Origin of the sequence: Marilutibacter chinensis (assembly GCF_021725675.1) — a bacterium.
Lineage (GTDB): Bacteria > Pseudomonadota > Gammaproteobacteria > Xanthomonadales > Xanthomonadaceae > Marilutibacter > Marilutibacter chinensis.
The window spans coordinates 38,969-60,948 of sequence record NZ_JAKJPO010000018.1 but is presented as its reverse complement, the minus strand read 5'-3'; the positions used below and the strand labels follow the sequence as shown (position 1 = coordinate 60,948).

Here is a 21,980-nt window from a genome sequence, read left to right as displayed (position 1 = left end):
GTGAAATCGAACGACGATACGCCCGCCTTTCCGATCGATCCGCTGCTGCCGCGCGTCCGCGACAGCCTCGCGGCGCACCCGCGGCTGGTGCTGGAGGCGCCGCCTGGCGCGGGCAAGACCACCCGGGTGCCGCCGGCCCTGCTCGACGCGCCGTGGCTGCAGGGACGACGCATCGTGATGCTGGAACCGCGCCGCGTCGCCGCGCGTGCGGCGGCGATGTTCATGGCGCGCGAGCGCGGCGAGGACGTCGGCCAGACCGTCGGTTACCGGATCCGCTTCGAGAACAGGGTCTGCGCGGCGACCCGGATCGAGGTCGTCACCGAGGGCATCCTGACCCGGATGATCCAGGACGATCCCGGCCTCGAGGGCATCGGCGCGCTGCTGTTCGACGAGTTCCACGAACGCCATCTGGCCGCCGACCTCGGCCTGGCACTGGCGCTGGACGTGCAGGCGCAGTTGCGCGAGGACCTGCGCGTCGTGGTGATGTCGGCGACGCTCGACGGCGACCGGCTGGCCCGGCATCTGGACGCGCCGCGGCTGTCGAGCGAGGGGCGCGGCTTTCCGGTCGCGATCGAGCATTTCCCGGCGCGCCGCGACGAGAAACCCGAACACCAGATGCGGCGTGCGATCGCGCATGCACTGGATGCGCATCCCGGCGACGTACTCGCCTTCCTGCCCGGCCGGCGCGAGATCGACCGGGTCGCGGCGGCGCTGGAGGCGGAGCGGGTGGGTGCGACCGCCGGGGCCGGCGTCGAGGTGCTGGCCCTGCACGGCGATCTGCCGGTCGAACAGCAGGCCCGGGTGCTGCAGCCTGCCGCCGACGGCCGTCGACGGGTGGTGCTGGCGACCAACGTCGCCGAATCCAGCGTCACCCTGCCCGGCGTGCGCGTGGTCGTCGATGCCGGTCTCGCCCGCGAGCCGCGCTACGACCCCAACAGCGGTTTCGCGCGTCTGGACGTGGTCGCGATCGCGCAGGCCTCGGCCGACCAGCGAGCCGGTCGTGCCGGCCGGGTCGCCGAGGGGTGGGCCTACCGGCTGTGGCCGCAGTCGCAGCGGTTGGAGCCGCAGCGACGGCCGGAGATCGTCCAGGTCGAACTGGCCGCGCTCGCGCTGGAACTGGCGGCCTGGGGCGACGAGGCGCTGCGTTTCGTCGATCCGCCGCCGCCTGGCGCACTGGCCGCCGCGCACACGCTGCTGGAACGGCTCGGCGCGCTGGAGGGCGGCACCATCACGGCGGCCGGTCGACGCATGCTTGCGCTCGGCACCCATCCGCGGCTGGCGGCGATGCTGCTCGCGCCTACCGACAGCGAGGAGATCGCGCTGGCCTGCGACCTCGCCGCGCTGATCGAGGCGCGTGACCCGTTGCGGCCGTCGCCGGGTGCGCCCCGGAGCGACGCGCTGGCCGAGCGCTGGCAGGCGTTGGCGGCGTTCCGCGAACGGCGGCTGCCGGCTGCGGCGTCGCGTTCGGCGCTGCTCGCGATCGACCAGGCGGCGAAGCAGTGGCGCCGCCGCATGCGGATCGACGCGCCGCCGCCGTCCGACCTGCCGGCGCACGCGCTCGGCGACCTGTTGCTGCATGCCTATCCGGACCGGATCGCCCGCCAGCACCCGGGCGACCCGCTGCGTTACGCCCTCGCCAACGGCCGCATGGCCCGGCTGTTCGACGACAGTGCGCTGTACGGCGAGCCCTGGCTGGTGGTGACCGAACTGCGCGACGAGGCGCGCGAGGCGCGGATCCTGCGCGCGGCGCCGCTGGACGAGGCGCGCCTGCGCCGCGAATTCCCGCAGCGCTTCGTCAGCGAGGAGCGGGTGTACTGGGATGCCGACCGGCGGGGCATCGCCGCGGTACGCGAGTCGCGCTACGACCGCATCGTGCTCGACAGCCGGCCTTCGGCGCGGCCGGATCCGTCGCGTTGCGCCGATGCACTGGTCGATGCGGTCCGCCAGCTCGGCCTCGACGCGCTGCCGTGGAGCGAGGGGCTGCGGCAGTGGCGGGCGCGGACGCGCTGCCTGCGCGCATGGTTGCCGGAACAGGCCGAAGCACTGCCGGATCTGTCCGACGCGGCGTTGATGGCTTCGCTGGACGACTGGCTGCGGCCGGCGCTGGAAGGCCGGTCCCGGCTCGACACGCTCGACCCGCAGGCGTTCGCAGAGGCGCTGAAGACCGTCGCCGACTGGAGCACCCGGCAGCGGATCGACGCGCTGGCGCCGACCCGGATCGCGGTGCCGTCGGGACTGGAACGGCCGGTCGTCTACGCCTGGGACGACGCCCTCGACGCGCCGGTGGAGCCGGTGCTGGCGGTCAAGCTGCAGGAACTGTTCGGGCTCGCCGACGGCCCGCGCATCGCCGACGGCCGGATTCCGCTGACCCTGCACCTGTTGTCGCCGGGCGGCAAGCCGCTGCAGATCACCCGCGACCTGCGCGGCTTCTGGGACCGCACCTATCCGGAGGTCAGGAAGGAGATGAAGGGGCGCTACCCGAAACATCCGTGGCCGGACGACCCCTGGACCGCGCAGGCCACCCACCGGGCCAAGCCGCGTCCGCGCTGAGCCGCCCGCTACACTGCGGCGATGATGCCGTCGCCGCTGCACGATCCCGAATTCCTGCCGTTCCGCCTCGACCTGGTTGGCCAGCGCGTGCTGTGGGTGCGCCTGGGCCAGGCCCGCCGCCACGCTGCCGCCTTCCTCGACGAGCGCGCGCTGCCGGCCGAACCCGAGGGCGGCTGGCTGCCGCTGCCGGCGTGGCTGCAGGCGGAGCCGGGAACGGCCATGCCGGCCGATGCGATCTTCCACATCGGCCATTGCGGTTCGACCCTGCTCGCGCGCCTGCTGGAAAGCTGGCCGCAACTGCAGTCGCTGCGCGAACCGCTGCCGCTCAGGATCCTGGCCGAGGCCTGGCCGACCCGCGGCCAGGCCGACGCGCGGCTGTCGGTGGATGGCGCCGAACGCCTGCTGCAGGCGGCGTGGGCGGCATGGTCGCGGCCGTTACCGCCGTGCACGCGCAGCCTGGTCAAGGCGACCAGCAGCTGCAACGGCCTGATCGGGCCCCTGCTCGACCTGCATCCCGCGATGCGCGCGGTCCTGCTCGACATGCCGTTGCGGCCGTGGCTGGCGACGCTGTTCAAGTCGGCGGACTCGGTGAACGACGCCGCCAGCGCCGCGCCCGAGCGCCTGCGCCACCTGCAGGCCTGCGGCTTCGCCGACGGCCTCGCCCTGCACGCGATGTCGCTGCCGGAGCAGTGCGCGATGGGCTGGCTGGCCGAGCGCCTGCGTTTCGGCGCGCTGGCCGCAGGGCCCCATGGCGCGCGCGTGCTGCGGGTCGACTTCGAGACGCTGCTCGAAGCCCCGGGGCCGACGCTGGCGACGATCGCGCGGCACCTCGGCCTCGACGATGGCAGCGTGCCGGTGGCGCTGGCTTCGCCGGTGTGGGGGCGCTATTCGAAGGCGCAGGCGCACGAGTACGGGCCGAGGGACCGTCGTCACGACCTGGAACTGGCCCTGCAGCGGAACGCCTCCGGAATCGCGGCGGCGGAAGCATGGCTGGCGGCGCAGGCGCGACGCCACCCGGAAGTGGCCGCGGTCCTCGCCCGCGACGCCTGAGGACGCGCGGGTCCTGGGCCGGGCCGGCGGGTTCAGCCGGTGCCGGCCGCCTGCGCGAAGGCGCTCAGGTGTCGGACCACATCCGGAACAGGTTGGTGCGCAGCGACTCCAGCAGCACCTGCACGCGCTGGCGCTCGGTCTCGCCGGCGGCACCACGCGCGATCAGGGCGCGCGCCTCGTCCAGCTGCACCAGCAACTCGCGACGGTTGCTGTCGGCGATCCAGCTGTGCAGCCAGGTGATCGCGGCGATGCGCACGCCGCGGGTGACCGGGGTGACCCGGTGGATGGTGGTGGACGGATACAGGATCGCGCTGCCCGGGTCGAGCTTGTAGGACAGTTCCTGCGCACCGAGCTGGATGGTCAGCGCGCCGCCGTCGTATTCGGACGGGTCGTTGAGGAAGATCGTGCACGACAGGTCGCTGCGGATCGGCGGTTGCGAGGGGAACAGCGCCTCGTCGACGTGCCACCCGTAGTCCATGCCCGGTTCGTAGCGGACCACGGTGGTGCGCGCCATCGTCCGCGGCTGCGCGAACGTGCGCAGCTCGGCGCAGCGGAACAACGCGTCGCGGACGAGCTGGGCGATGCGCGCGTTGGCCGGGTCCTCCTGCGGCGCCTGCAGGTTGTGCTTGACCGTCGAGCCGGGATTGGTGACCCGGCCGTCGCCGAAGCCGACCCGCGGCAGCAACTCGCGCACCGCCTGCAGTTCCGCGGCGCTGAGGACATCGGGCAGGACTCGGATCATGAGGTGGCTCGGCGCAGCTGCGATGACCGCACCATGATCGGCATTCAGTCGCGGGCCGGCAACCGCTCACGGCCGTTCGACATCGTCGTGTGCACACTGCCGGTCCCGCACGTCACTGGATCTCCACCATGAACAGGACCGCCGAACACGCACGCCATGCCGCCGAGAGCGCCCAGCAATGGGTGGGATCGGTCGGTGACTCGTTGCGCCGCAGCGATGCGGCGAAATGGCTCGAAGCCGGACTCAAGATCGGAGCGTTGCGCACCGGCGCGCGGGTGATCGGCGGCTTCGCGCGGCGTCATCCGGCGGTGGCGATCGCGACCGTGGCCGGTGCCGGCCTGCTTTGCTACGCCTCCTATCGGCACCGGCAGCGCCTGCGTGCCGCGGCCTCGAACACCGCCGATGAAGCAGGCGACAGACCGTTGCTCGAAGGCCGCGCCCAGCGGGTCGAGGCGCGAAGGGGCGGAGCCGGCGCGGATGCGGCGCAGCCCGCGGTGACGCCGGCGGCCGAGTAGGCTGGCGCCCGGCGCCCGTGCCGGACGTCGCATCGCAGAGGTCGTCCGCCGCGCGGATGGCGCCGCCTCCGTCCGAAGCCCGACCAGGCCCGTTGCGTGTTCGATGGACACCGCCGCCGGGATGCGGCGGGTCCGGATCGCCGTCCCTGCCGTCGGCGCCGTGCCGACAGCGTCAGCCGCTCACTCCCGTTGCACCGCCGCGGTGCCCTCGACCTCCGACGCCTCGGCGGCGTCTTCCGCGGAGCCGGTCGCGGCTTCCGGCAACTCGACGATGAAACGAGCGCCGCCGCGTCGCCGCGGCTCGTACCAGAGCTGGCCGCCGGCCGCGGAAACGATCTGCCGCGCCAGCGACAGGCCCAGGCCGCTGGAGATGCCGTCCTCCTCCTCGGTCAGGCGGGTGAACGGCTTGAACAGGTCGCGCTGGTGGGCGGCGGGAATGCCGGGGCCGCGGTCGGACACCACGATCTGCCAGTAGCCCGGCGCGCCCATCCGCGCGGCGATCGTCAGCGGTGCGCCGGGTGCGTATTTGATCGCGTTGGTGACCAGGTTCTCGGTGACCTGGCGCAGCACCCGCTCGTCGATCGCCACCAGCGCATCGCGCGGCGGCAGGTGCAGTTCGGCCTCGATCCCGGTCGCCTCCAGCTGCACCTCGTAGCGCTGCAGCAGCCAGTGCAGGGTCGCGGTGACGCTGGCCCGCGCGCGACCGTTGCCGCGCCGGCTGTCGTGGCGGCTCTCCAGGTAGTGGTGGATGTAGCCGAGCGCGTCGGTCGCGCTCTCGTGGATGATCTTCAGGTAGCGCGGCACCCGCTCGGGCTTGCATTGGTCCTCGAGCAGCAGCTCGCTGGCGAACAGGGCGCTGGTCAGCGGATTCTTGAGATCGTGCGCGACCAGGCTGACCAGCTCCTCGCGTTCGCGCGCGACCCGCTCGAGGCGATCGACGGTGAGCTTCAGGCCGATGTGCGCGTTGACCCGCGCCAGCAGCTCTTCCGGCAGGAAGGGCTTGGTGACGTAATCGACGACCCCGGCGTCGAACGCGCGCAGCAGCAGGTCGCGGTCATGCGCGGCGGTGACGAAGATCACCGGCACGCGGCCGTTGCCCATCGCGTTGCGCAGTGCGGCCAGCGCCTCGAAGCCGTCCATGCTCGGCATCATCACGTCGAGCAGGATCAGGTCGAAATCCGCCTCGCGACAGCGCGCGAGCGCTTCGTCGCCGCTCGATGCGGTGGTCACCGCGTATCCCTGGCGTGTCAGCAGGGCGCCGACGACGCGCAGGTTGGCGGCCTGGTCGTCCACCACCAGGATGCGGCCCTGGCTGTTGGCGGGTGTGGTCATGCGGTGTTGCCCCCGGGTGGCGCGGTTTCCCCAGGCCCGCGGCGGTCCGTCTCTGAACAGGTATGCACGTTATCAGAATCCACGACGACTGCCCTGCCGTACATCCTGTAAACCTGCACAGGTCGGCGAGGCGGCGGTCGCAGACGCGTGCGCATGCACGCTACGGGGCTTCGATGCGCCACTGGCCGGGGGCGAGCCCGGCGAGCCGGATGGCGCCGACCGCGACCCGGACGAGGCGCAGCGTCGGCAACCCGACCGCCGCGGTCATCCGCCGCACCTGGCGGTTGCGTCCTTCGGTGATCGTCAGCTCCAGCCACGCATCGGGCACGGTCTTGCGGTAGCGCACCGGTGGGTCGCGCGGCCACAGGTCGGGCGTGTCGATCCGGCGCACCCGTGCCGGCCGTGTCCGGCCATCCTTGAGCACGACGCCGTCGCGCAGCGCCTGCAGCTGGAAGTCGTCCGGTCCGCCTTCGACCTGCACCTGGTAGGTCTTGGGCTGCTTGTGGCGCGGATCGCTCAGGCGATGGGCGAGGCGGCCGTCGTCGGTCAGCAGCAGCAGGCCCTCGCTGTCGTAGTCGAGGCGGCCGGCCGGGTAGACCCCGGCCGGCAGCCCGAATCCGGCCAACGTGCGCCGTGCCTGCGCGCCGTCCTGCAGCCCGCTGCGGTCGGTGAACTGGCACAGCACGTTGAACGGCTTGTTGAACGCGATCAGCACGTCGGTTCGATCGGCACGCAGGCGTCGACCGGCGCGGGACCGCGCCCGTCGCAGGCTCAGTCGTCGCTGACGACGCTGGCCTTGATCGTGTAGGCGCCGACCGAATCCTCGCCGCTGCCGAGCGAGTTGATGCGGACCCGGTACTCGCCGGCTTCGGTGGTGGAGGCGACGATCAGCGCATTGGTGTCGCCGTCGGCACGGTCGTCGTTCTCCGCCAGGCGGCTGCCGTCGGGCGCGAACAGCATCAGCACGGGATCGAATTCGGACGACTTGGCGCTGATCGCGACCAACTGGTTGGCGCCTAGCTGCAGGGTGTAGTCCTGGCTGCGGCCGCCGCCGTCGCTGGGGCGGCTGGAGGTCGACAGGCTGTCGTTGACGAGGCGGCCCAGGGTCAGGGTCGGGTCGGCGGCGTGGGCGGCGGTGGCCGCCATCAGCAGGCCGGCGGCGAGGGCGGTCAGGGAAAGCTTGTGCACACAATGTCCTTATGCATTGAAAGAGGGACCGGCGCCGCCCCGGGTTCGAGCGGCGCCGGCGACGGGCATTATTGCCGGCGCCGGCGCCGGATTGAAGAAGCCGGTCAGGGGGCGGCCGGCTTGACGAAGCGCAGGGTCATGCGGTCGCTTTCGCCGATCGCCTGGTACCTGGCGTCGTCGGCCTCGTCGTGGCGGTTGCTCGGCGGCAGCGTCCACACGCCGTTCGGATGATCGGCGGTGTCGGCCGGGTTGGCGTTGACCTCGCTCTTCTCCGCCAACTCGAATCCGGCCGAGGTGGCCAGCCCGATCACCAGGTCTTCGGTTAGGTAGCCGGATTCGTTCATCGTCTCCGCGTCGGTGCCGGGCTTGGCGCGGTGATCGACGACGCCGAGGGTGCCGCCGGGCTTGAGCACGTCGAAGAAGGCCTTGAAGTAGGCGGCGCCGTCGCCGGCGGCGACCCAGTTGTGGGCGTTGCGGAAGGTCACCACCGCATCGGCCGATGCCGCCGGGCCGAATACCGGTGCCTTCGGATCGAACACCCGCACCTCGGGCGTGCCGTAGACGGCGGCGTTGCCGGCGAACTTCCCGCGCAACTCCTTGTTGAGGCGGTAGCGGTAGTCGGGCTGGCCCTCGATCGCGTCGTCCCAGACCGCGGCGATGTAATGGCCGTTCTCGCGCAGGTAGGGCGCGAGGATCTCGGCGTACCAGCCGCCGCCCGGGGTGATCTCGATGACGGTCTGGTCCGGGGCGATGCCGAAGAAGGCCAGGGTCTCGGCGGGATGCCGGTAGCGGTCGCGGGCGGTATTGGCCGGATCGCGCCAGTCGCCGGAGACGGCGGCGGCGAGGGCGTCGGCAGACGTGCCGGTCGTCGGTTCGGCCGTTGCGCCGGCGGTTTCGGTGGCCGCTTCGGTGGCCGGCGTGTCGGTCGCGGGCGGCGCCTCGGTCGCGGTGCAGGCGCCGAGCAACAGGATCGGGACGAGGGTGGCGAGCAGGGTGCGGGTCATGCGGTGCCTCCAGCGGATGGGGGTGCCCAGCCTACCCGATGGCCGTCACCGGCGTTGCCGTGCTGCGGGAGCGCGTTGCGCGCCCGCGACGCGTCTCAGGTGCCGGCCTCCAATGCCACCTCGTAGGCCTCGGCCTCGGCCAGCAGCCATTGGCGGAAGGCCTGCAGGCCGGCGTGGTCGGCCGAGCGCTGCGGATAGACCAGGTAGTGCGCGTACTGGGTGCGCAGGCGTTCGTCGCTCAGCCGTACCAACTGGCCGGATTCGATCAGCAGGCGCGCCCGGGTCAGTCGGCCCAGCGCGACGCCGACGCCACTGGCCGCCGCGCGCAGCAGCGCCTCGGTGTCGTCGAAGTGGGCCGCGTAGCGCACCGGCGGCTCGCCGCCGTGGGCGGCGAACCACGCCAGCCACTGTTCGTTGCCGTCGTCGGGTTCGCCGAGCAGCGGCCAGTCCTGCAACCCGGCCATCCGCGCCGGGCCGAGGCGTGCGACCAGTTCCGGACTGGCGACCGGCGCGACCCATTCGTCGAACAGGTGTTCGCTGACCAGCCCCGGCCAGTGACCCCTGCCGATCCGCAGTGCGGCATCGACCTCGCGCTCGCGCTCGAAGTCGATTGCGACAGCGGTCGACTGCAGACTGATCTGCACCTGCGGGTGCGCGGCGAGGAAGCCGCCGAGTCGCGGCACCAGCCAGGCCGAGGCCATCGACGGCGTCATGCTCAGGGTCAGCATGTCGTCGTGGCGCGGACCGTAGGGGCGCAGCGCCTGCTCCAGTGCGTCCAGGTGCGGAGCGACCCGGTTCATCAGGTGCTGACCGTCGCCGGTCAGGCGCACGCCGCGCGAATTGCGCTCGAACAGGCGCCGACCCAGGCGTTCCTCCAGGCCGCGGATCTGGTGGCTGAGCGCGCTGACGGTCAGGTGCATCGACTCGGCGGCGCGGGTCAGGTTGCCGGCGCGGGCGGCGGCGGCGAAACCGAGCAGGGCATGCAGTGGAGGGCGGGCCATGGCGGCGGACTCGACTTGAACTGAATTGAACGAACACTTGCAAAAGTGTCGCTTTTTAGAGGTGTTCTGCAGGCGTATCTTGCAATGCACTTTAAGGGTCGTCCACTCCCTCCCCCACCCGACGGCCCCCGACCTGGAGAGCGACGATGAGCATCTACAAGGATCTGCTGTTCCTGCACGGCTACCTGCGCGACCTCTCGGTGGCCGACGACATCGAACCCGCCGCCCCGCAGAAGCGGCCGGTGGCGCAGCCGAAGCCAGCCCGGCGGGCCGCCCGTGGACGCCGTGGCGGAATGCTGGGCCGGGCGTGGATCAGCCTGACGGCGGTGCGGCCTCACTGATCACCAGCACGGCGACGCTGTCGGCGTCCAGCCCGTGGCGCCGGCGGCGGGCGGGCGCGGCGGCGACGTGCAGCAGGCCGGCCAGGCCGGCCGCGCCGGAGGTGGTGGTCGTGCCTTCGCCGAACTTCCGCCACTGCGCCACCGCATCGGACAGACGCGGTTCGTCGACGGCGATCGCCCCGGCCCGGTGGCGCAGCAGGATCCGCAGCGCCGGCGCCGAAGCACGACCGCAGGACAGCATCGAAGCGGACGTCGCCAGCGCGCCCTCGACGGTCGCGAGGCGGCCCAGGCGTAGCGCGTGGCCGACACAGGCGGCGCTGGCCGGTTCCACGACCAGCATCCGCGACGCCCCGGCCATCCGCTCCTGCAGGCCTTCGACCAGGGCCGCGGCCAGTCCGCCGACGCCGGCCTGGGCGAACACGTGGCTGGGCCGTGCCTGCGCCTGCGCCAGCTGCGCGGCCAGCTCGCGCACCAGCACCGCGTAGCCGCTCATCACGTCGGCGACGACCGGATCGTCCGGATCGTCCGAGGTGTCGGCGATCAGCACTGCGCCGTCGCCGGCCGCCGCCTCGGCCATCGCGACCGCGTCGTCGTAGCGGCCGTCGACGCGGACGATCTCCGCACCGGCGGCGGCGATGCGGGCGACCCGGACCGCATCGACCGAGCCGGGCAGATAGACGGTGGCCGTCGTGCCGGCGCGCTGGGCGGCGACCGCGACCGCGAGGCCATGATTGCCGTCGCTGGCGCAGACCAGCCGGGGCGGCGGCCGGTCCGGTGCGCGGGACATCGCCAGCGCGAGCGCGCGGGTCGCCGCGAAGCTGCCGCCGAGCGACTTGAAATTGCCGAGCGGCCGTTCGCTTTCGAGCTTGGCCCAGACCTGGGCGATGCCCAGGTGCCGGGCCAGCGCCGGCAGCGCGAGCAGCCGGGTCGGACGGTAGTCGGGCCAGAGCGCATGCGGGTCGATGCGCGGGTCGCCGGTCGCGGCGTTCGGGAAGGGGCTGTCCATGCCGCCAGATTGCCGCGGCCACGGCGTCGGTTGGCCGCGATCGGCGCCGTCGTCGTGCGTGGAAACGGCGCATCGCACGGCGGCCGGGGCGAAAGCGGACGAGGTGTCAGTCCGCCTCCGATGACGGAACCGGGATCGCCAGCCCGCGCTTGACCACGCTCAGCGCGACATTGGTGGTGAAGCGCGACACGTTCGGGTTCTCCGCGACCATGCGCGCCATCAGCGCGTCGTAGCTCTCGGTGTCGGGCGCGGTGATCACCAGCACGAAATCGGCCTCGCCGGTGACGTAGAACGCCTGCTGCACCTGCGGCTGCGCCGCAAGCCAGCGGCGCAGCTGGGCCAGCAGTTCGGGGCGCTCGCGTTCGACCTGCAGGCCGACGATGAAGAACGTCGGCCGGCCGACGTGCTTCGGGTCGACGATCGCCGTCTCGCGCTCGATCACGCCCTGCTCGCGCAGACGGCGCAGGCGGCGCTGGATCGCCGACGGCGACAGTGCAACCTGTGCGGCCAGCTGTTCGGCGGTACGGCCGACGTCTTCCTGCACGAGGTTCAGCAATTCACGATCGAAGCGGTCGAGGTTCATGCCGTCATCTTAAGCAGCGCCCGTGCCGGAAAACCGCATCGGGAGGGCGCAGATCGCCGCCAGCCGGCGCAGTCGCGGTCCTAGCATGCACGGCCTCGACTCCCGACCTGGAAGACACGATGCAATCCGAACGATGGCTCGCCGCGATCGAGCGCGAATGGAACGTGCTGGCCATGCCCGCGCTGTGCGACTACATGGCGATTCCGTGCGAATCGCCGGCATTCGACCCGGACTGGGCGGCGCGCGGCGAACTCGAACGCGCGGCGACCCTGCTCGCCGACTGGGCGCGTGCGCAGCTGGTCGAGGTCGCCGGCGCCAGCGTCGAGGTGCTGCACCTGCCGGGGCGCACGCCGCTGCTGCTGATCGACGTGCCCGGCACCCGCCAGGGCGCGACCCTGATCTACGGCCACCTGGACAAGCAACCGGCGATGGACGGCTGGGCGCCGGGCCGCAGCGCGTGGACGCCGGTGCTCGAGGGCGAGCGCCTGTACGGTCGCGGCGGCGCCGACGACGGCTACGCTCCGTTCGCCGCGGTGCTGGCCTTGCGCGCGCTGCACGCGCAGGGCATCGCCCATCCGCGCTGCACGGTGCTGATCGAGGCCAGCGAGGAGTCCGGCAGCCCGGACCTGCCGGCCTACATCGAGCACCTGGCGCCGCGCCTGGGCGCACCGGCGCTGGTGATCGCGCTGGATGCCGGCTGCGGCAACTACGCGCAGTTGTGGCTGACCACCTCGTTGCGCGGGCAGGTAGCGGGCACCCTGCATGTGCGGACGCTGACCCACGGCGTGCACTCGGGCGACGCCTCCGGCGTGGTCGCCTCGCCGTGGCGCATCGCCACGCAATTGCTGGCGCGGTTGGAGGACCCCGGCAGCGGCACGGTCGATCCCGCGTTCCAGGTCGAGATCCCGGCGCACCGGCGCAGCGAAGCCGAACGCGCGGCGCTCGCCCTGGGCGACGGACTGCACCGGCAACTGCCGCTGGCCGACGGCGTGCGCCCGCTCGACGATCAGGGCAGCGAACAGCTGCTGGGCCGCGCCTGGCGTGCGCAGCTGACGGTGACCGGCCTGGACGGCCTGCCGGGTGTGGACGCCGCCGCGGCGGTGATGGCGCCGGCGCTGGCATTGAAGCTGAGCCTGCGGCTGCCGCCGACGCTCGACCCGGATGCGGCGGCGCAGCGCCTGCAGGCCCTGCTCGAAGCCGACCCGCCGGACGGCGCCGAGGTCCGCTTCCTGCCGCAGATGATCTCGCCCGGCTGGCATGCGCCGGCCACCGCGCCGTGGCTGCAGGCCGCCCTGGAGCGCGCTTCGCAGGCGGCGTTCGCCGCGCCCTGCGCCGCATTCGGCGGCGGTGGCGGGATCCCGTTCCTGGCCATGCTCGGCGCGCGCTTTCCGCAGGCGCAGTTCGTCGTCACCGGCGTGCTCGGCCCGCAGTCCAACGCGCATGGCCCCAACGAGTTTCTGCACCTGCCCTATGCGCAGCGCCTCACCGTGGCGCTGGCGCTGCTGCTGCGCGACGCCGCCGACGCGCCCGTCTGACCTTTCCCTCCGACCGGACCCCTTCCATGCAACTGCTTTATCAGACCCATTCTCCGTACGCGCGCAAGGCACTGGTATTCGCTCACGAGGCCGGCCTGGCCGACCGCATCGAGGTCATCCACCACGAGACCAGTCCGACCCGCCGCAACGAAGCGGTGTTCGCGCAGAACCCGCTCGGCAAGGTGCCGGTGCTGCTGCGCCCGGGCCTGCCACCGCTGTTCGACTCGGACGTGATCTGCGCCTATCTCGACACCCAGCATGGCGGCCCCGCGCTGATCCCGGCCGAAGGCGAGGCGCGGTGGCGCGCGCTGCGCCTGCAGGCGGTGGCGCAGGGCCTGGCCGATGCCGGCATCGCGGTGCGCTGGGAAACCGTGCGCCGGCCGGCGGAGCTGCGCTATCCGCCGCTGCGCGACGGCTACCTGGGCAAGCTGGTGGCCGGCTACGACTGGCTCGAGGCGGAGCTGGACGTGGACGCTTCGTTGCACGTCGGCCATATCGCGGTCGCGACCGCGCTGGACTGGCTCCACTTCCGTGAACTGCCGGACTTCCGTACCGGCCGGCCGCGCCTGTCCGACTGGTTTGATCGCTTCGCCGGCCGCGCGTCGATGCGCGCCACGCCCCTGTCGGGCGACACCCACGACTGACCGGACGGCGCATCGGGAGAGCGATGATGAGCATCTACGAAGACCTGCTGTTCCTGCACGGTCACCTGGGCGATCTCCGCGGGGTCGGCGATCCGGCATCGCATGCGGTGCCGGACATCGCGGGCGTCCCGGCGCCGGCCACCTCGCCGGCCGCGCCCCGAAGCCCGGCCCGCACGGCACCCGCCCGTGCGGATCGCCCGATGCCCGGGTTCCGTTTCGGCTGCTGCGGCTGAGCCGGCGGCGGCGCAGTTTCGCGGCGGGCGTCCCGCCGACGTCAGGCGGGGTCGGCGTCGGCATCCGCCGTATCGAGGTCGAGTACCGTGGTGGTGCCCTGGCCACGATCGGAGGCGATGTCCAGCCGCCAGTGCAGGTGTTCGCACAGCCGTGCGATCAGCTCCAGCCCGATGCCGCCGCCGCCGTCGCCGTGACGGGCCATCCGTGCGTAGATCGCGCTGATCTCCTCCGGCGCCATCCCGTGTCCGGGGTCTTCGATCACCACCCGTGCCGGCCGCTCCAGCCGGATCCGGATCAGGCCGCGGTCGCTGTTCTCGATCGCGTTGCGCAGGAGGTTGCCGATCGCCGCCTGCACGATCGGCAGCGGGGCCCGCAGCGTGCACGGCGGCAGCACGGCGATCTCGATCGTCAGGTCCTTGCCCTCGGCCAGGTGCCGGTGATCGTCGACGATCACCGGCAGCAGCGCGTCCAATGCGATCGGTCCGTCGGATGCGGCCAGGCGTTCGGGATCCTTGGCCAGCACCAGCAGCAGCGAGATCAGTTGTTCGACATCGCGCGCGGTGCGCCGGATGCGTTCGAGCTGGCCGCGAGCGGCATCCGGCAGGCCGGGCTCGTGCAGGGCCAGCGCAGTGGCGCCGGCAATGACCGCGACCGGCGTGCGCAGCTCATGGCTGGCCTGGTTGATGAAGTCGCGTTCGCGTTCGACGAAGCGGTCGTTGCGTTCGAGGAAGCCGTCGAAGGCCTCGGCGATGAGCGCGACTTCGCGGCTGGCTCCCGCCGGCACCGGCAGCCGTTGACCGGAGCGGTCCGGGCGCAGGGCGCCGATGCGGGCGGCGATCGTGTCGAGCGGCCGCATCAGGCGGCTGACGCTCCAGCCGATCGCCAGCGCCGCCAGCAGCAGGGTGACCAGCGCGGCAGCGACGATCATCGCCGCGAGCTCCCGTTCGTGCGCTTCCAGCGGTTCGGCGTCCAGGGTCAGCATCACCGGACCTTCCACGAGTTCGCGGACCAGCAGCACGGTGACGCGGTCTTCGAACAGGATGTCGTCGTGCAGTCCGGGACCGAAGCCGGCCAGCGCCGGCGGGATCGGGTTGCCGCCGGGGCCGCCGTAAAGCGAGATGTTGTCGGAGTCGACCCAGCGATAGCCGGGTTCTTCCCGATAGCGTTGCAGCAGGTGGTCGAGCTCGCCGTCCAGCAGCGTCTTCCAGACGATACGCTCGACGTACTCGTTCACCGCCAGGCCCTGGAACACGACAGCCACCGACAGCACCGCCATCGTCGCGACCATCGCCAGGAGGATCTTGCTGCGCAGGCTCGGGCGCCGTGCGGAACGGCTGCCACCATCATTCGTCATCGCCGTCCTCCTCGCCCGCGGTCGGTACCGCGAGCCGGTAGCCGACCCGCGGCAAAGTCCGGATCATCTTGGCCTGGAACGGGCCGTCGACGGCGCGGCGCAGCTCGTAGACGTGCGAACGCAGCATGTCGCCGTCGGGCGGGTCGTCGCCCCACAGCGCCTGCTCGAGGCGTTCGCGCGGTACCGCGGCGGGACTGGCCTTCATCAGGACCTCCAGCAGCTTGCGGCCGGCAGGATACAGGTGCAGCGGCCGTCCTCCGCGACTTGCCTCCAGGGTGTCGAGATCCAGCCTCAGATCGCCGACCCGGAGCACGCGGGGCTGGCGGCGGCCGCGCGCACGCGCGACCAGCGCCTCCAGCCGTATTTCGAGCTCTGCCAGTTCGAAGGGCTTGGTCAGGTAGTCGTCGGCGCCGGCGCGGAAGCCGGCGATCTTGTCGGGCAGCTCCCCGCGCGCGGTCAGCATCAGCACCGGCACCTCGTGCCCGGCATCGCGCAGCGCCGCGACCACCGTGGGGCCATCCATCCTCGGCAACATCCAGTCGAGCACGATCGCGTCGAAATCCTGGGTCACCGCCAGGTGGAGGCCGGTGACACCGTCGGGTGCCGCGTCGAGGTGATGGCCGCGCGCCTCGAAATACTCGAAGAGGTTGGACATCAGGCTGCGGTTGTCTTCCACCACCAGCAGGCGCATCGGGACTCCTGGGGACCGGGCTCGTGCCATTGTCGGGCGGTCGCACCCATCGGCGCGAGCCGACCGCCTCCAGCCTGGCCGGCGGGATGTCGGAAACACGTCGGAATCCTGAACGGTTAACGCCAGGCGAATCCGGCTCCGACCTTTGTCCGACATCGCGGCAATGAGGATGCACGCGGTTTCCGCTGCCATCCAACGCACCGCCCCGCATGTCTTCCGATCCGCGACTGCAAGACCCCCGAGGCGTCGGCTCCGCTTGGCCCGCGCCGGGATGGCGGCCGTCCACGGACGGAATGCGCGCGCTGCAGCCGATGCCGCATGCACCGGGGTTCCTGCGTCGCCACGCGGCTTGGCCGCTGCTGGCCTTCGTCGTGCTGGTGACGGCGACGATGGCCGGGAACGGCGACCTGTGGCTGGCCGACCGGCTGTATGCCTGGGAGGGCGGTCGCTGGGCATTGCGCGAGGCCTGGATGACCCGGCAGGTGCTCCACCTGGGCGGCCGCAACCTGAGTGCGTTGTTGTGGCTGACGATGCTGGCGGCGTGGCTGGCCGCGTGCCTGCATGGCGGCTGGGCGCCGCTGCGCAGGCCGCTGGGCTATCTGCTGCTGGCGACCGCCGGCGCCGCTGCCGCGGTTTCGCTGTTGAAAGGCGTCACCGCCATGGACTGCCCGTGGGACTTGAGTCGCTACGGCGGACGCCTGCCGATGATCGGGCTGCTGACGGCACGGCCTCCGGAGTTGCCGGTGGCGGCCTGCTTTCCTGCCGGGCACGCAAGCGGAGGCTATGCGTGGCTGGCGTCGTACTTCTTCCTGCGCGTCGCGTGGCCGCGTGCACGCCACGCCGGGCTGGCGTTTGGGCTGGCAATGGGGCTGGCGTTCGGCATCGCCCAGCAACTGCGAGGGGCCCACTTCCTGTCGCATGACGTGTGGACCGCGGCGATCTGCTGGTTCGTCGCACTCGGACTGTATCTGGCGTTCTGGCCGCGGCAGCTCGCATCCGCGAGGGCGCCGGCATGAGCGCGGTCGGTTCCGCGCGGCCAACGTTCCCGGCGGTCGCCGGGCCGATTCTGGCCGCGTGGCGCGGCCCGTGGCGGCGGCTGGGCGTGAGCCTGGGCAGCGAACAGCTCGCCCTGCTGGCCAGCCTGTACTTCGCCGCCGCCTTCAATCTTCCATTCTTTTCCGCGGCGATCGACAGCGGCGGGCTGCAGGGGAGCGACGGCTGGATCGCGGGCGTCGGTCTGTTCGTCGCGATAGTCGCCCTGCACTTCATCCTGCTGGGCATGCTGTTCACCCGCTGGACGGCGAAACCGGTGTTGATCGCGTTGCTGCTGAGCGGCGCGCTCGCGACGCATTTCATGCGCGACTACACCGTGTATTTCGACACCGACATGATCCGCAACATCCTGCATACCGACGGCGCCGAGTCCGGCGAGCTGGTGACGTCCAGCCTGTTGCCGGACCTGCTGCTGCGCGGCCTGCTGCCGGCGCTGCTGGTACTGCGGGTACGAATCCGGCGCCGCACGTGGCGCCGCTCCCTGCTGATCCGCGCCGGCAGCATCGCGCTTGCCGTGCTGCTGGCCGCTGGCGCGATCCTGGTGTCGTTCCAGACCACGTCCTCGCTGATGCGCAATCATCGCGAGCTGCGCCACTTGATCACGCCGGGCAACTACCTGGTCTCGCTGGTCCGGGTCGCCGTGGAAGACCATCGCGACCCCGAAGGGCCGAGAACACCGGTGGGTCGGCAGGCCAGGGTCGTCGGCCGGCCGGCGGGCGCCAAACCGCGGTTGCTGGTGCTGGTCGTCGGCGAAACCGTACGCGCCCGGAACTGGGGCCTGAACGGCTATGCGCGCGACACCACGCCGGCACTGCGGCGGATCGACCCGGTCAACTTCGGCAACGTGACCGCGTGCGGCTCCAACACCGAGGTATCGCTTCCTTGCATGTTCTCGAACATCGGTCGCGCCGACTACGACAAGCGCCGGATCGAGAACTCCGAGTCGCTGCTGCACGTGCTGGAACATGCCGGCATCGCGACCCACTGGTTCGACAACCAGAGCGGATGCAAGGGCGTCTGCGAAAGCCTGGCCTACACCTCGCTGGCGCATGCGGATGATCCGCAGCTGTGCGATGGCGATCATTGCCTGGACGGGATTCTCATGGGGGGGCTGGACGCCGCGCTCGCCGGGGGCGACGCGGACCAGGTCGTGGTCCTGCACATGCTCGGCAACCACGGCCCGGCCTACTTCAAGCGCTATCCGCCCGATGCCCGCGCGTATCTGCCCGATTGCACCAGCGAGGAACTGGTCCGTTGCAACCGCTCGCAGATCGTCAATGCCTACGACAACGCGATCCGCTACACCGACGCTGTGCTGGCCGGGCTGATCGCCCGCCTGCAGGCCGACGCCACCCACGACACCGCACTGGTCTACCTGTCCGACCACGGCGAGTCGCTCGGCGAGGACGGCGTCTACCTGCACGGGCTGCCGTACGCGATCGCGCCCAAGGTGCAGACCCGGGTGCCGATGGTGATGTGGTTCTCCCCCGGCCTCGTTGCCAGTCGCGGTCTCGATGTCGGCTGCCTGCGCAGGCGGGCGATCAAGCCGGCCAGCCACGACAACCTGTTCAGTTCGGTGCTCGGGCTGATGCAGGTGACGACACCCGAATACGATCCTGGACTCGACCTGTTCCGCGGCTGCGTCCGCGCGTCCGGCTGAGCGCCTCCCGTTCCGCCTGCGGAGCCGGTCCGGTACGATCCCCGTCAAGCACCACCGCCGGATGCCGGATGCACCGGGGGCGCGCATGCCGGGGAGCCGATGTCCTCACGAACCCTGATCCTGCTGCTGACGCTGGCACTCGGCCTGGTGACCGGTGCGTTCGGCTATTCGCTGCTGGCCGCCCGGCAGCGGGCCGCGACGATCGAGGCGGTGCGCGGACAGGCGCGCGAGGAAGGCCGCGTGGCCGGCGAGGCCGCCGCGCGGGAACAGCTGGAGCGGGAGCTGGCGGCGCTCAGGCCGTTGCGGATCGAGGAGGCCCCCGCATCCGAGAACAAGGCCGGCGGCGTCGAGTTCGCCTACACGTACCGCGAGCCGAAGAGCCCGGCGCTCGCGCCGTTCCACCGCGAGGCCGTGGACGGCGACCTGTTCCGGCATCAGCCGGAGATCCAGGCCATCGACGGCATGTTCGTGCTGCCGCGGCCGATCCGCTTCGTGACCGCCGAATGCGGCGAGATCAACGCGTTCTATTCCGACCCGCGCGGCGAGGTGGTGCTCTGCTACGAGACCATGCGGGTGCTGCGCGAGCGTGGCCTCGAACTGGCCGCGCAGAACGGCATCGAGGGTGCCGATGCCGACGCGTTCGCGCAGAGGTATCTCGACGCCAACGTGCGCTTCATCCTGTTGCACGAGACCGGCCATGCGCTGATCACGATGCTGGAGATCCCGATCACCGGGCGCGAGGAGGACGCGGTCGACCAGCTGGCGACCACGTTGATGCTGCGCTTCGCCGGCATCGACGAATCCTCGGCGACGGTCGCCGAGAACCTGCGGATGGCCTCGCACTGGTTCCTGGTCCGCAGCACCGGTCAGTACAACCTCGATGCCTATGCCGACGCGCACGCGCTCGGCGAGCAGCGCTATTTCAACCTGCAGTGCCTGCTGTACGGCAGCGACCCGGCCCGCTACCTCGACGTGGTCACCGGCGGAGACCTGCCCGAGGCGCGTGCCCGGCAATGCCCGGAGGAGGCACGCCGGGTCAGCAGCGCGTGGCTGCGGCTGCTGCTGCCGCACGTCGCGCCGAAGTTCCAGATGAGCGAGGAGAAAGCCGAGCAGCTGTTCCGCGAGCGTGCCCGCGAACGCGCGCGCAACGCGGACGCACCGTACGTCCAGTGACGCCGCCGGCATTCGCGGCGGTTGGTGTGCGGACACGAAAAGGCCCAGCGGTGCCGGGCCCCTGCGTTGCCGGAGATCGCCGTGTGGAGGTCAGCCGGCCAGCGCGTCGATCGCGGCGTTGAGCGTGGCGCTGGGGCGCATCGCCTTCGCCAGCAGCGCGAAGTCCGGGTGGTAATAGCCGCCCATCTCGACCGGCCGGCCCTGCACCGCGATCAGTTCCTCGACGATCTTCGCCTCGTTGTCGGCGAGCGTCCGCGCAAGCGGCGCGAACGTCGCCTTCAGTGCGGCGTCATCGTCCTGGGCCGCCAGCGCCTGCGCCCAGTACAGGGTCAGATAGAAATGGCTGCCGCGGTTGTCGATGCCGCCGAGCTTGCGCGAGGGCGACCTGTTCTCGTCGAGGAAGCGGCCGTTGGCGGTGTCCAGCGCGTCGGCCAGCACCTTCGCGCGCGCGTTGCCGGTGGTCTCGGCCAGGTGCTCCAGCGACGCGGCCAGGGCCAGGAACTCGCCCAGCGAGTCCCAGCGCAGGTAGTTCTCCTGCTCGAACTGCTGCACGTGCTTGGGGGCGCTGCCGCCGGCGCCGGTTTCGAACAGGCCGCCGCCGGCCATCAGCGGCACGATCGACAGCATCTTCGCGCTGGTCCCCAGCTCCATGATCGGGAACAGGTCGGTCAGGTAGTCGCGCAGCACGTTGCCGGTGACGCTGATCGTGTCCTCGCCGCGGCGGATGCGCTCCAGCGAGAGCTTCATCGCCTCGACCGGCGACATCACCCGGATGTCGAGGCCGCTGGTGTCGTGATCCTCCAGGTAACGCTCGACCTTCGCGGCGAGGTTGCGGTCGTGCGCGCGCTGCGGATCGAGCCAGAACACCGCAGGGGTCGCGCTCAGGCGGGCCCGGCCGACCGCCAGCTTCACCCAGTCGCGGATCGGCGCGTCCTTGGTCTGGCACATGCGCCAGATGTCGCCGGCCGCGACCTCGTGCTTCATCAGCACGTTGCCGGCGTCGTCGAGCACCTCGACCACGCCGTCGGCGGGAATCTGGAAGGTCTTGTCGTGGCTGCCGTACTCCTCCGCCTTCTGCGCCATCAGGCCGACGTTGGGCACGCTGCCCATCGTTGCCGGGTCGAATGCGCCGTGGGTCCTGCAGTCGTCGATCACCGCCTGGTAGATGCCGGCGTAGTTGCGGTCCGGGATCACCGCCTTGGTGTCCTGCAGCTCGCCGGCCGGGTTCCACATGCGGCCCGAGTCGCGGATCATCGCCGGCATCGAGGCGTCGACGATCACGTCGCTGGGCACGTGCAGGTTGGTGATGCCCTTGTCGGAGTTGACCATCGCGAGCGGCGGCCGCTGCGCGTACAGCGCGTCGATCCCGGCGCGGATCTCGTCGGCGACGGCCGCGTCCAGCGACGGCAGCCGCGCATACAGGTCGCCGATGCCGTTGTTGGGGTCGAAGCCGGCCTGCTCCAGCGCGGCGGCGTGCTTCTCCAGCACCGGGCGGTAGAACTCGCTGACCACGACGCCGAAGATGATCGGGTCGGAGACCTTCATCATCGTCGCCTTCAGGTGCAGCGAGAACAGCACGTCCTGCTCGCGCGCATCGTCGATCTGCGCGCGCACGAACGCTGCCAGCGCTCTCGTGCTCATGCAGGTCGCGTCGACCACCTCGCCCGCGCCGACCTGGATGCCGGTCTTGAGCATGCTCGAGCGGCCGTCGCTGCCGGTCAGGCGGATCTTCAGCGTGCCCGGCTGCTCGATCACCACCGACTGTTCGCTGCCGTAGAAATCGCCGTCGTCCATGTGCGCGACGTGCGACTTCGAATCGGCGCTCCACTTGCCCATGCGATGCGGGTGCTTGCGCGCGTAGTTCTTCACCGAGGCCGGCGCGCGGCGGTCGGAGTTGCCCTCGCGCAGCACCGGGTTCACCGCGCTGCCCTTGACCCGGTCGTAGCGCGCCTTGATCTCGCTTTCCTGCTCGCCCTTCGGCTCCTCCGGATAGTCGGGCAGCGGATAACCCTGCGCCTGCAGCTCCCGGATCGCCGCCTTCAGCTGCGGCACCGACGCGCTGATGTTCGGCAGCTTGATGATGTTGGCCTCGGGCGTCTTCGCGAGCTCGCCGAGCTCGCCGAGGTGGTCGGCGACCTTCTGGCCGTCGGCCAGCACGTCCGGGAACTGCGCCAGGATGCGGCCGGCCAGCGAGATGTCGCGCGTTTCGACCGCCACGCCGGCGGTGCCGGCGAAGGCCTCGATGACCGGCAGCAGCGACTGCGTCGCCAGCAGCGGCGCTTCGTCGGTGAGGGTGTAGATGATCCTGGCAGTGTTGGGCATGT

At 71.4% G+C, this 21,980-nt stretch carries 21 protein-coding genes; 10 read left to right on the top strand and 11 right to left on the bottom strand.

Annotated elements, in window-relative coordinates:
• Both hrpB and L3V18_RS17600 read left to right on the top strand, forming a co-directional pair.
• Entirely contained in the window at positions 1–2,550 is a 2,550-nt protein-coding gene (gene hrpB, locus L3V18_RS17605; RefSeq protein WP_237056695.1) for an ATP-dependent helicase HrpB, read from the top strand.
• 21 nt (positions 2,551–2,571) lie between these two features.
• Positions 2,572–3,600 (top strand): sulfotransferase family protein, encoded by a 1,029-nt coding sequence (locus L3V18_RS17600; RefSeq protein WP_237056692.1) that lies wholly within the window; start codon positions 2,572–2,574, stop codon positions 3,598–3,600.
• A gap of 64 nt (positions 3,601–3,664) precedes the next feature.
• Here the strand turns inward: L3V18_RS17600 and L3V18_RS17595 are convergent, their stop codons facing one another.
• Positions 3,665–4,342, bottom strand: a complete 678-nt coding sequence (locus L3V18_RS17595; RefSeq protein ID WP_237056690.1) for a Fe2+-dependent dioxygenase — start codon at positions 4,340–4,342, stop codon at positions 3,665–3,667.
• Positions 4,343–4,470: 128 nt separating this feature from the next.
• Here L3V18_RS17595 and L3V18_RS17590 point away from each other — a divergent pair, with 128 nt between their 5' ends.
• The gene (locus tag L3V18_RS17590; RefSeq protein ID WP_237056689.1) at positions 4,471–4,857 is read left to right on the top strand and encodes a hypothetical protein; all 387 of its coding nucleotides are present in this window, start codon (positions 4,471–4,473) and stop codon (positions 4,855–4,857) included.
• Positions 4,858–5,037: 180 nt separating this feature from the next.
• On the opposite strand, the gene L3V18_RS17585 is transcribed toward L3V18_RS17590, so the two are convergent.
• The 5 genes from L3V18_RS17585 to L3V18_RS17565 all read right to left on the bottom strand — a co-directional run bounded on the left by L3V18_RS17585 (position 5,038) and on the right by L3V18_RS17565 (position 9,382).
• Positions 5,038–6,189 carry a hybrid sensor histidine kinase/response regulator gene (locus L3V18_RS17585; protein WP_237056688.1) on the bottom strand — a complete coding sequence of 384 codons (1,152 nt, stop codon included), beginning with the start codon at positions 6,187–6,189 and terminating at the stop codon, positions 5,038–5,040.
• Positions 6,190–6,349: 160 nt separating this feature from the next.
• Entirely contained in the window at positions 6,350–6,904 is a 555-nt protein-coding gene (locus L3V18_RS17580) for a pseudouridine synthase (RefSeq protein WP_237056687.1), read from the bottom strand.
• Between the two features lie 56 nt (positions 6,905–6,960).
• Positions 6,961–7,377, bottom strand: a complete 417-nt coding sequence (locus L3V18_RS17575; protein ID WP_237056686.1) for a pre-peptidase C-terminal domain-containing protein — start codon at positions 7,375–7,377, stop codon at positions 6,961–6,963.
• Between the two features lie 104 nt (positions 7,378–7,481).
• A complete protein-coding gene (locus tag L3V18_RS17570) occupies positions 7,482–8,381 on the bottom strand; it encodes a class I SAM-dependent methyltransferase (RefSeq protein WP_237056685.1) in 900 nt (299 codons plus the stop codon).
• Between the two features lie 95 nt (positions 8,382–8,476).
• Positions 8,477–9,382 (bottom strand): LysR substrate-binding domain-containing protein, encoded by a 906-nt coding sequence (locus L3V18_RS17565; RefSeq protein ID WP_237056684.1) that lies wholly within the window; start codon positions 9,380–9,382, stop codon positions 8,477–8,479.
• 146 nt (positions 9,383–9,528) lie between these two features.
• Here L3V18_RS17565 and L3V18_RS17560 point away from each other — a divergent pair, with 146 nt between their 5' ends.
• Positions 9,529–9,723 carry a hypothetical protein gene (locus L3V18_RS17560; protein WP_237056683.1) on the top strand — a complete coding sequence of 65 codons (195 nt, stop codon included), beginning with the start codon at positions 9,529–9,531 and terminating at the stop codon, positions 9,721–9,723.
• Here L3V18_RS17560 and L3V18_RS17555 read toward each other — a convergent pair.
• On the bottom strand, positions 9,695–10,729 hold the full coding sequence (locus L3V18_RS17555; RefSeq protein ID WP_237056680.1) for a pyridoxal-phosphate dependent enzyme: 1,035 nt from the start codon (positions 10,727–10,729) through the stop codon (positions 9,695–9,697). The two genes, L3V18_RS17560 and L3V18_RS17555, sit on opposite strands and share 29 nt — an antisense overlap.
• A gap of 106 nt (positions 10,730–10,835) precedes the next feature.
• On the bottom strand, positions 10,836–11,312 hold the full coding sequence (locus L3V18_RS17550; protein ID WP_237056678.1) for an Lrp/AsnC family transcriptional regulator: 477 nt from the start codon (positions 11,310–11,312) through the stop codon (positions 10,836–10,838).
• A 119-nt stretch (positions 11,313–11,431) separates the two neighbouring features.
• Between L3V18_RS17550 and L3V18_RS17545 the strand changes: the two genes are divergently transcribed.
• Genes L3V18_RS17545 through L3V18_RS17535 form a run of 3 tightly spaced genes read left to right on the top strand, consistent with a single transcriptional unit; the run spans position 11,432 to position 13,724 of the window.
• Positions 11,432–12,847 carry a M20/M25/M40 family metallo-hydrolase gene (locus L3V18_RS17545; protein ID WP_237056676.1) on the top strand — a complete coding sequence of 472 codons (1,416 nt, stop codon included), beginning with the start codon at positions 11,432–11,434 and terminating at the stop codon, positions 12,845–12,847.
• 26 nt (positions 12,848–12,873) lie between these two features.
• Positions 12,874–13,491: a glutathione S-transferase family protein gene (locus tag L3V18_RS17540; RefSeq protein ID WP_237056675.1), complete on the top strand. Its 618-nt coding sequence runs from the start codon at positions 12,874–12,876 to the stop codon at positions 13,489–13,491.
• A gap of 26 nt (positions 13,492–13,517) precedes the next feature.
• On the top strand, positions 13,518–13,724 hold the full coding sequence (locus L3V18_RS17535; RefSeq protein WP_237056674.1) for a hypothetical protein: 207 nt from the start codon (positions 13,518–13,520) through the stop codon (positions 13,722–13,724).
• Between the two features lie 41 nt (positions 13,725–13,765).
• Here L3V18_RS17535 and L3V18_RS17530 read toward each other — a convergent pair whose 3' ends face one another.
• Entirely contained in the window at positions 13,766–15,079 is a 1,314-nt protein-coding gene (locus L3V18_RS17530) for a sensor histidine kinase (RefSeq protein ID WP_237056673.1), read from the bottom strand.
• Positions 15,069–15,770, bottom strand: coding sequence for a response regulator transcription factor (locus tag L3V18_RS17525; RefSeq protein ID WP_237056672.1), 702 nt, complete (start codon positions 15,768–15,770; stop codon positions 15,069–15,071). Before L3V18_RS17525 ends, L3V18_RS17530 begins: the two co-directional genes overlap by 11 nt.
• Positions 15,771–16,063: 293 nt before the next feature.
• On the opposite strand from L3V18_RS17525, the gene L3V18_RS17520 reads away from it, so the two are divergent.
• The 3 genes from L3V18_RS17520 (at position 16,064) to L3V18_RS17510 (ending at position 19,656) form a co-directional block, all read left to right on the top strand.
• Positions 16,064–16,786, top strand: coding sequence for a phosphatase PAP2 family protein (locus L3V18_RS17520; RefSeq protein ID WP_237056671.1), 723 nt, complete (start codon positions 16,064–16,066; stop codon positions 16,784–16,786).
• Positions 16,783–18,483 (top strand): phosphoethanolamine transferase, encoded by a 1,701-nt coding sequence (locus tag L3V18_RS17515; RefSeq protein WP_237056670.1) that lies wholly within the window; start codon positions 16,783–16,785, stop codon positions 18,481–18,483. Before L3V18_RS17520 ends, L3V18_RS17515 begins: the two co-directional genes overlap by 4 nt.
• Positions 18,484–18,582: 99 nt before the next feature.
• A complete protein-coding gene (locus L3V18_RS17510) occupies positions 18,583–19,656 on the top strand; it encodes a DUF4344 domain-containing metallopeptidase (protein WP_237056668.1) in 1,074 nt (357 codons plus the stop codon).
• A gap of 90 nt (positions 19,657–19,746) precedes the next feature.
• Here L3V18_RS17510 and L3V18_RS17505 read toward each other — a convergent pair whose 3' ends face one another.
• Positions 19,747–21,978 (bottom strand): NADP-dependent isocitrate dehydrogenase, encoded by a 2,232-nt coding sequence (locus L3V18_RS17505; protein WP_237056666.1) that lies wholly within the window; start codon positions 21,976–21,978, stop codon positions 19,747–19,749.
• Between the last annotated feature and the right edge of the window lie 2 nt (positions 21,979–21,980).

What these genes read in the sequence shown, in the direction of transcription:
- L3V18_RS17555 (WP_237056680.1), bottom strand. Translation starts at nt 10,729, where the DNA reads ATGGACAGCCCCTTCCCGAACGCCGCGACCGGCGACCCGCGCATCGAC.
- L3V18_RS17520 (WP_237056671.1), top strand. Translation starts at nt 16,064, where the DNA reads ATGCGCGCGCTGCAGCCGATGCCGCATGCACCGGGGTTCCTGCGTCGC.
- L3V18_RS17550 (WP_237056678.1), bottom strand. Translation starts at nt 11,312, where the DNA reads ATGAACCTCGACCGCTTCGATCGTGAATTGCTGAACCTCGTGCAGGAA.
- L3V18_RS17525 (WP_237056672.1), bottom strand. Translation starts at nt 15,770, where the DNA reads ATGCGCCTGCTGGTGGTGGAAGACAACCGCAGCCTGATGTCCAACCTC.
- L3V18_RS17535 (WP_237056674.1), top strand. Translation starts at nt 13,518, where the DNA reads ATGAGCATCTACGAAGACCTGCTGTTCCTGCACGGTCACCTGGGCGAT.
- L3V18_RS17590 (WP_237056689.1), top strand. Translation starts at nt 4,471, where the DNA reads ATGAACAGGACCGCCGAACACGCACGCCATGCCGCCGAGAGCGCCCAG.
- L3V18_RS17565 (WP_237056684.1), bottom strand. Translation starts at nt 9,382, where the DNA reads ATGGCCCGCCCTCCACTGCATGCCCTGCTCGGTTTCGCCGCCGCCGCC.
- L3V18_RS17600 (WP_237056692.1), top strand. Translation starts at nt 2,572, where the DNA reads ATGATGCCGTCGCCGCTGCACGATCCCGAATTCCTGCCGTTCCGCCTC.
- L3V18_RS17545 (WP_237056676.1), top strand. Translation starts at nt 11,432, where the DNA reads ATGCAATCCGAACGATGGCTCGCCGCGATCGAGCGCGAATGGAACGTG.
- L3V18_RS17510 (WP_237056668.1), top strand. Translation starts at nt 18,583, where the DNA reads ATGTCCTCACGAACCCTGATCCTGCTGCTGACGCTGGCACTCGGCCTG.
- L3V18_RS17595 (WP_237056690.1), bottom strand. Translation starts at nt 4,342, where the DNA reads ATGATCCGAGTCCTGCCCGATGTCCTCAGCGCCGCGGAACTGCAGGCG.
- L3V18_RS17585 (WP_237056688.1), bottom strand. Translation starts at nt 6,189, where the DNA reads ATGACCACACCCGCCAACAGCCAGGGCCGCATCCTGGTGGTGGACGAC.
- L3V18_RS17570 (WP_237056685.1), bottom strand. Translation starts at nt 8,381, where the DNA reads ATGACCCGCACCCTGCTCGCCACCCTCGTCCCGATCCTGTTGCTCGGC.
- L3V18_RS17515 (WP_237056670.1), top strand. Translation starts at nt 16,783, where the DNA reads ATGAGCGCGGTCGGTTCCGCGCGGCCAACGTTCCCGGCGGTCGCCGGG.
- L3V18_RS17530 (WP_237056673.1), bottom strand. Translation starts at nt 15,079, where the DNA reads ATGACGAATGATGGTGGCAGCCGTTCCGCACGGCGCCCGAGCCTGCGC.
- L3V18_RS17540 (WP_237056675.1), top strand. Translation starts at nt 12,874, where the DNA reads ATGCAACTGCTTTATCAGACCCATTCTCCGTACGCGCGCAAGGCACTG.
- L3V18_RS17560 (WP_237056683.1), top strand. Translation starts at nt 9,529, where the DNA reads ATGAGCATCTACAAGGATCTGCTGTTCCTGCACGGCTACCTGCGCGAC.
- L3V18_RS17505 (WP_237056666.1), bottom strand. Translation starts at nt 21,978, where the DNA reads ATGCCCAACACTGCCAGGATCATCTACACCCTCACCGACGAAGCGCCG.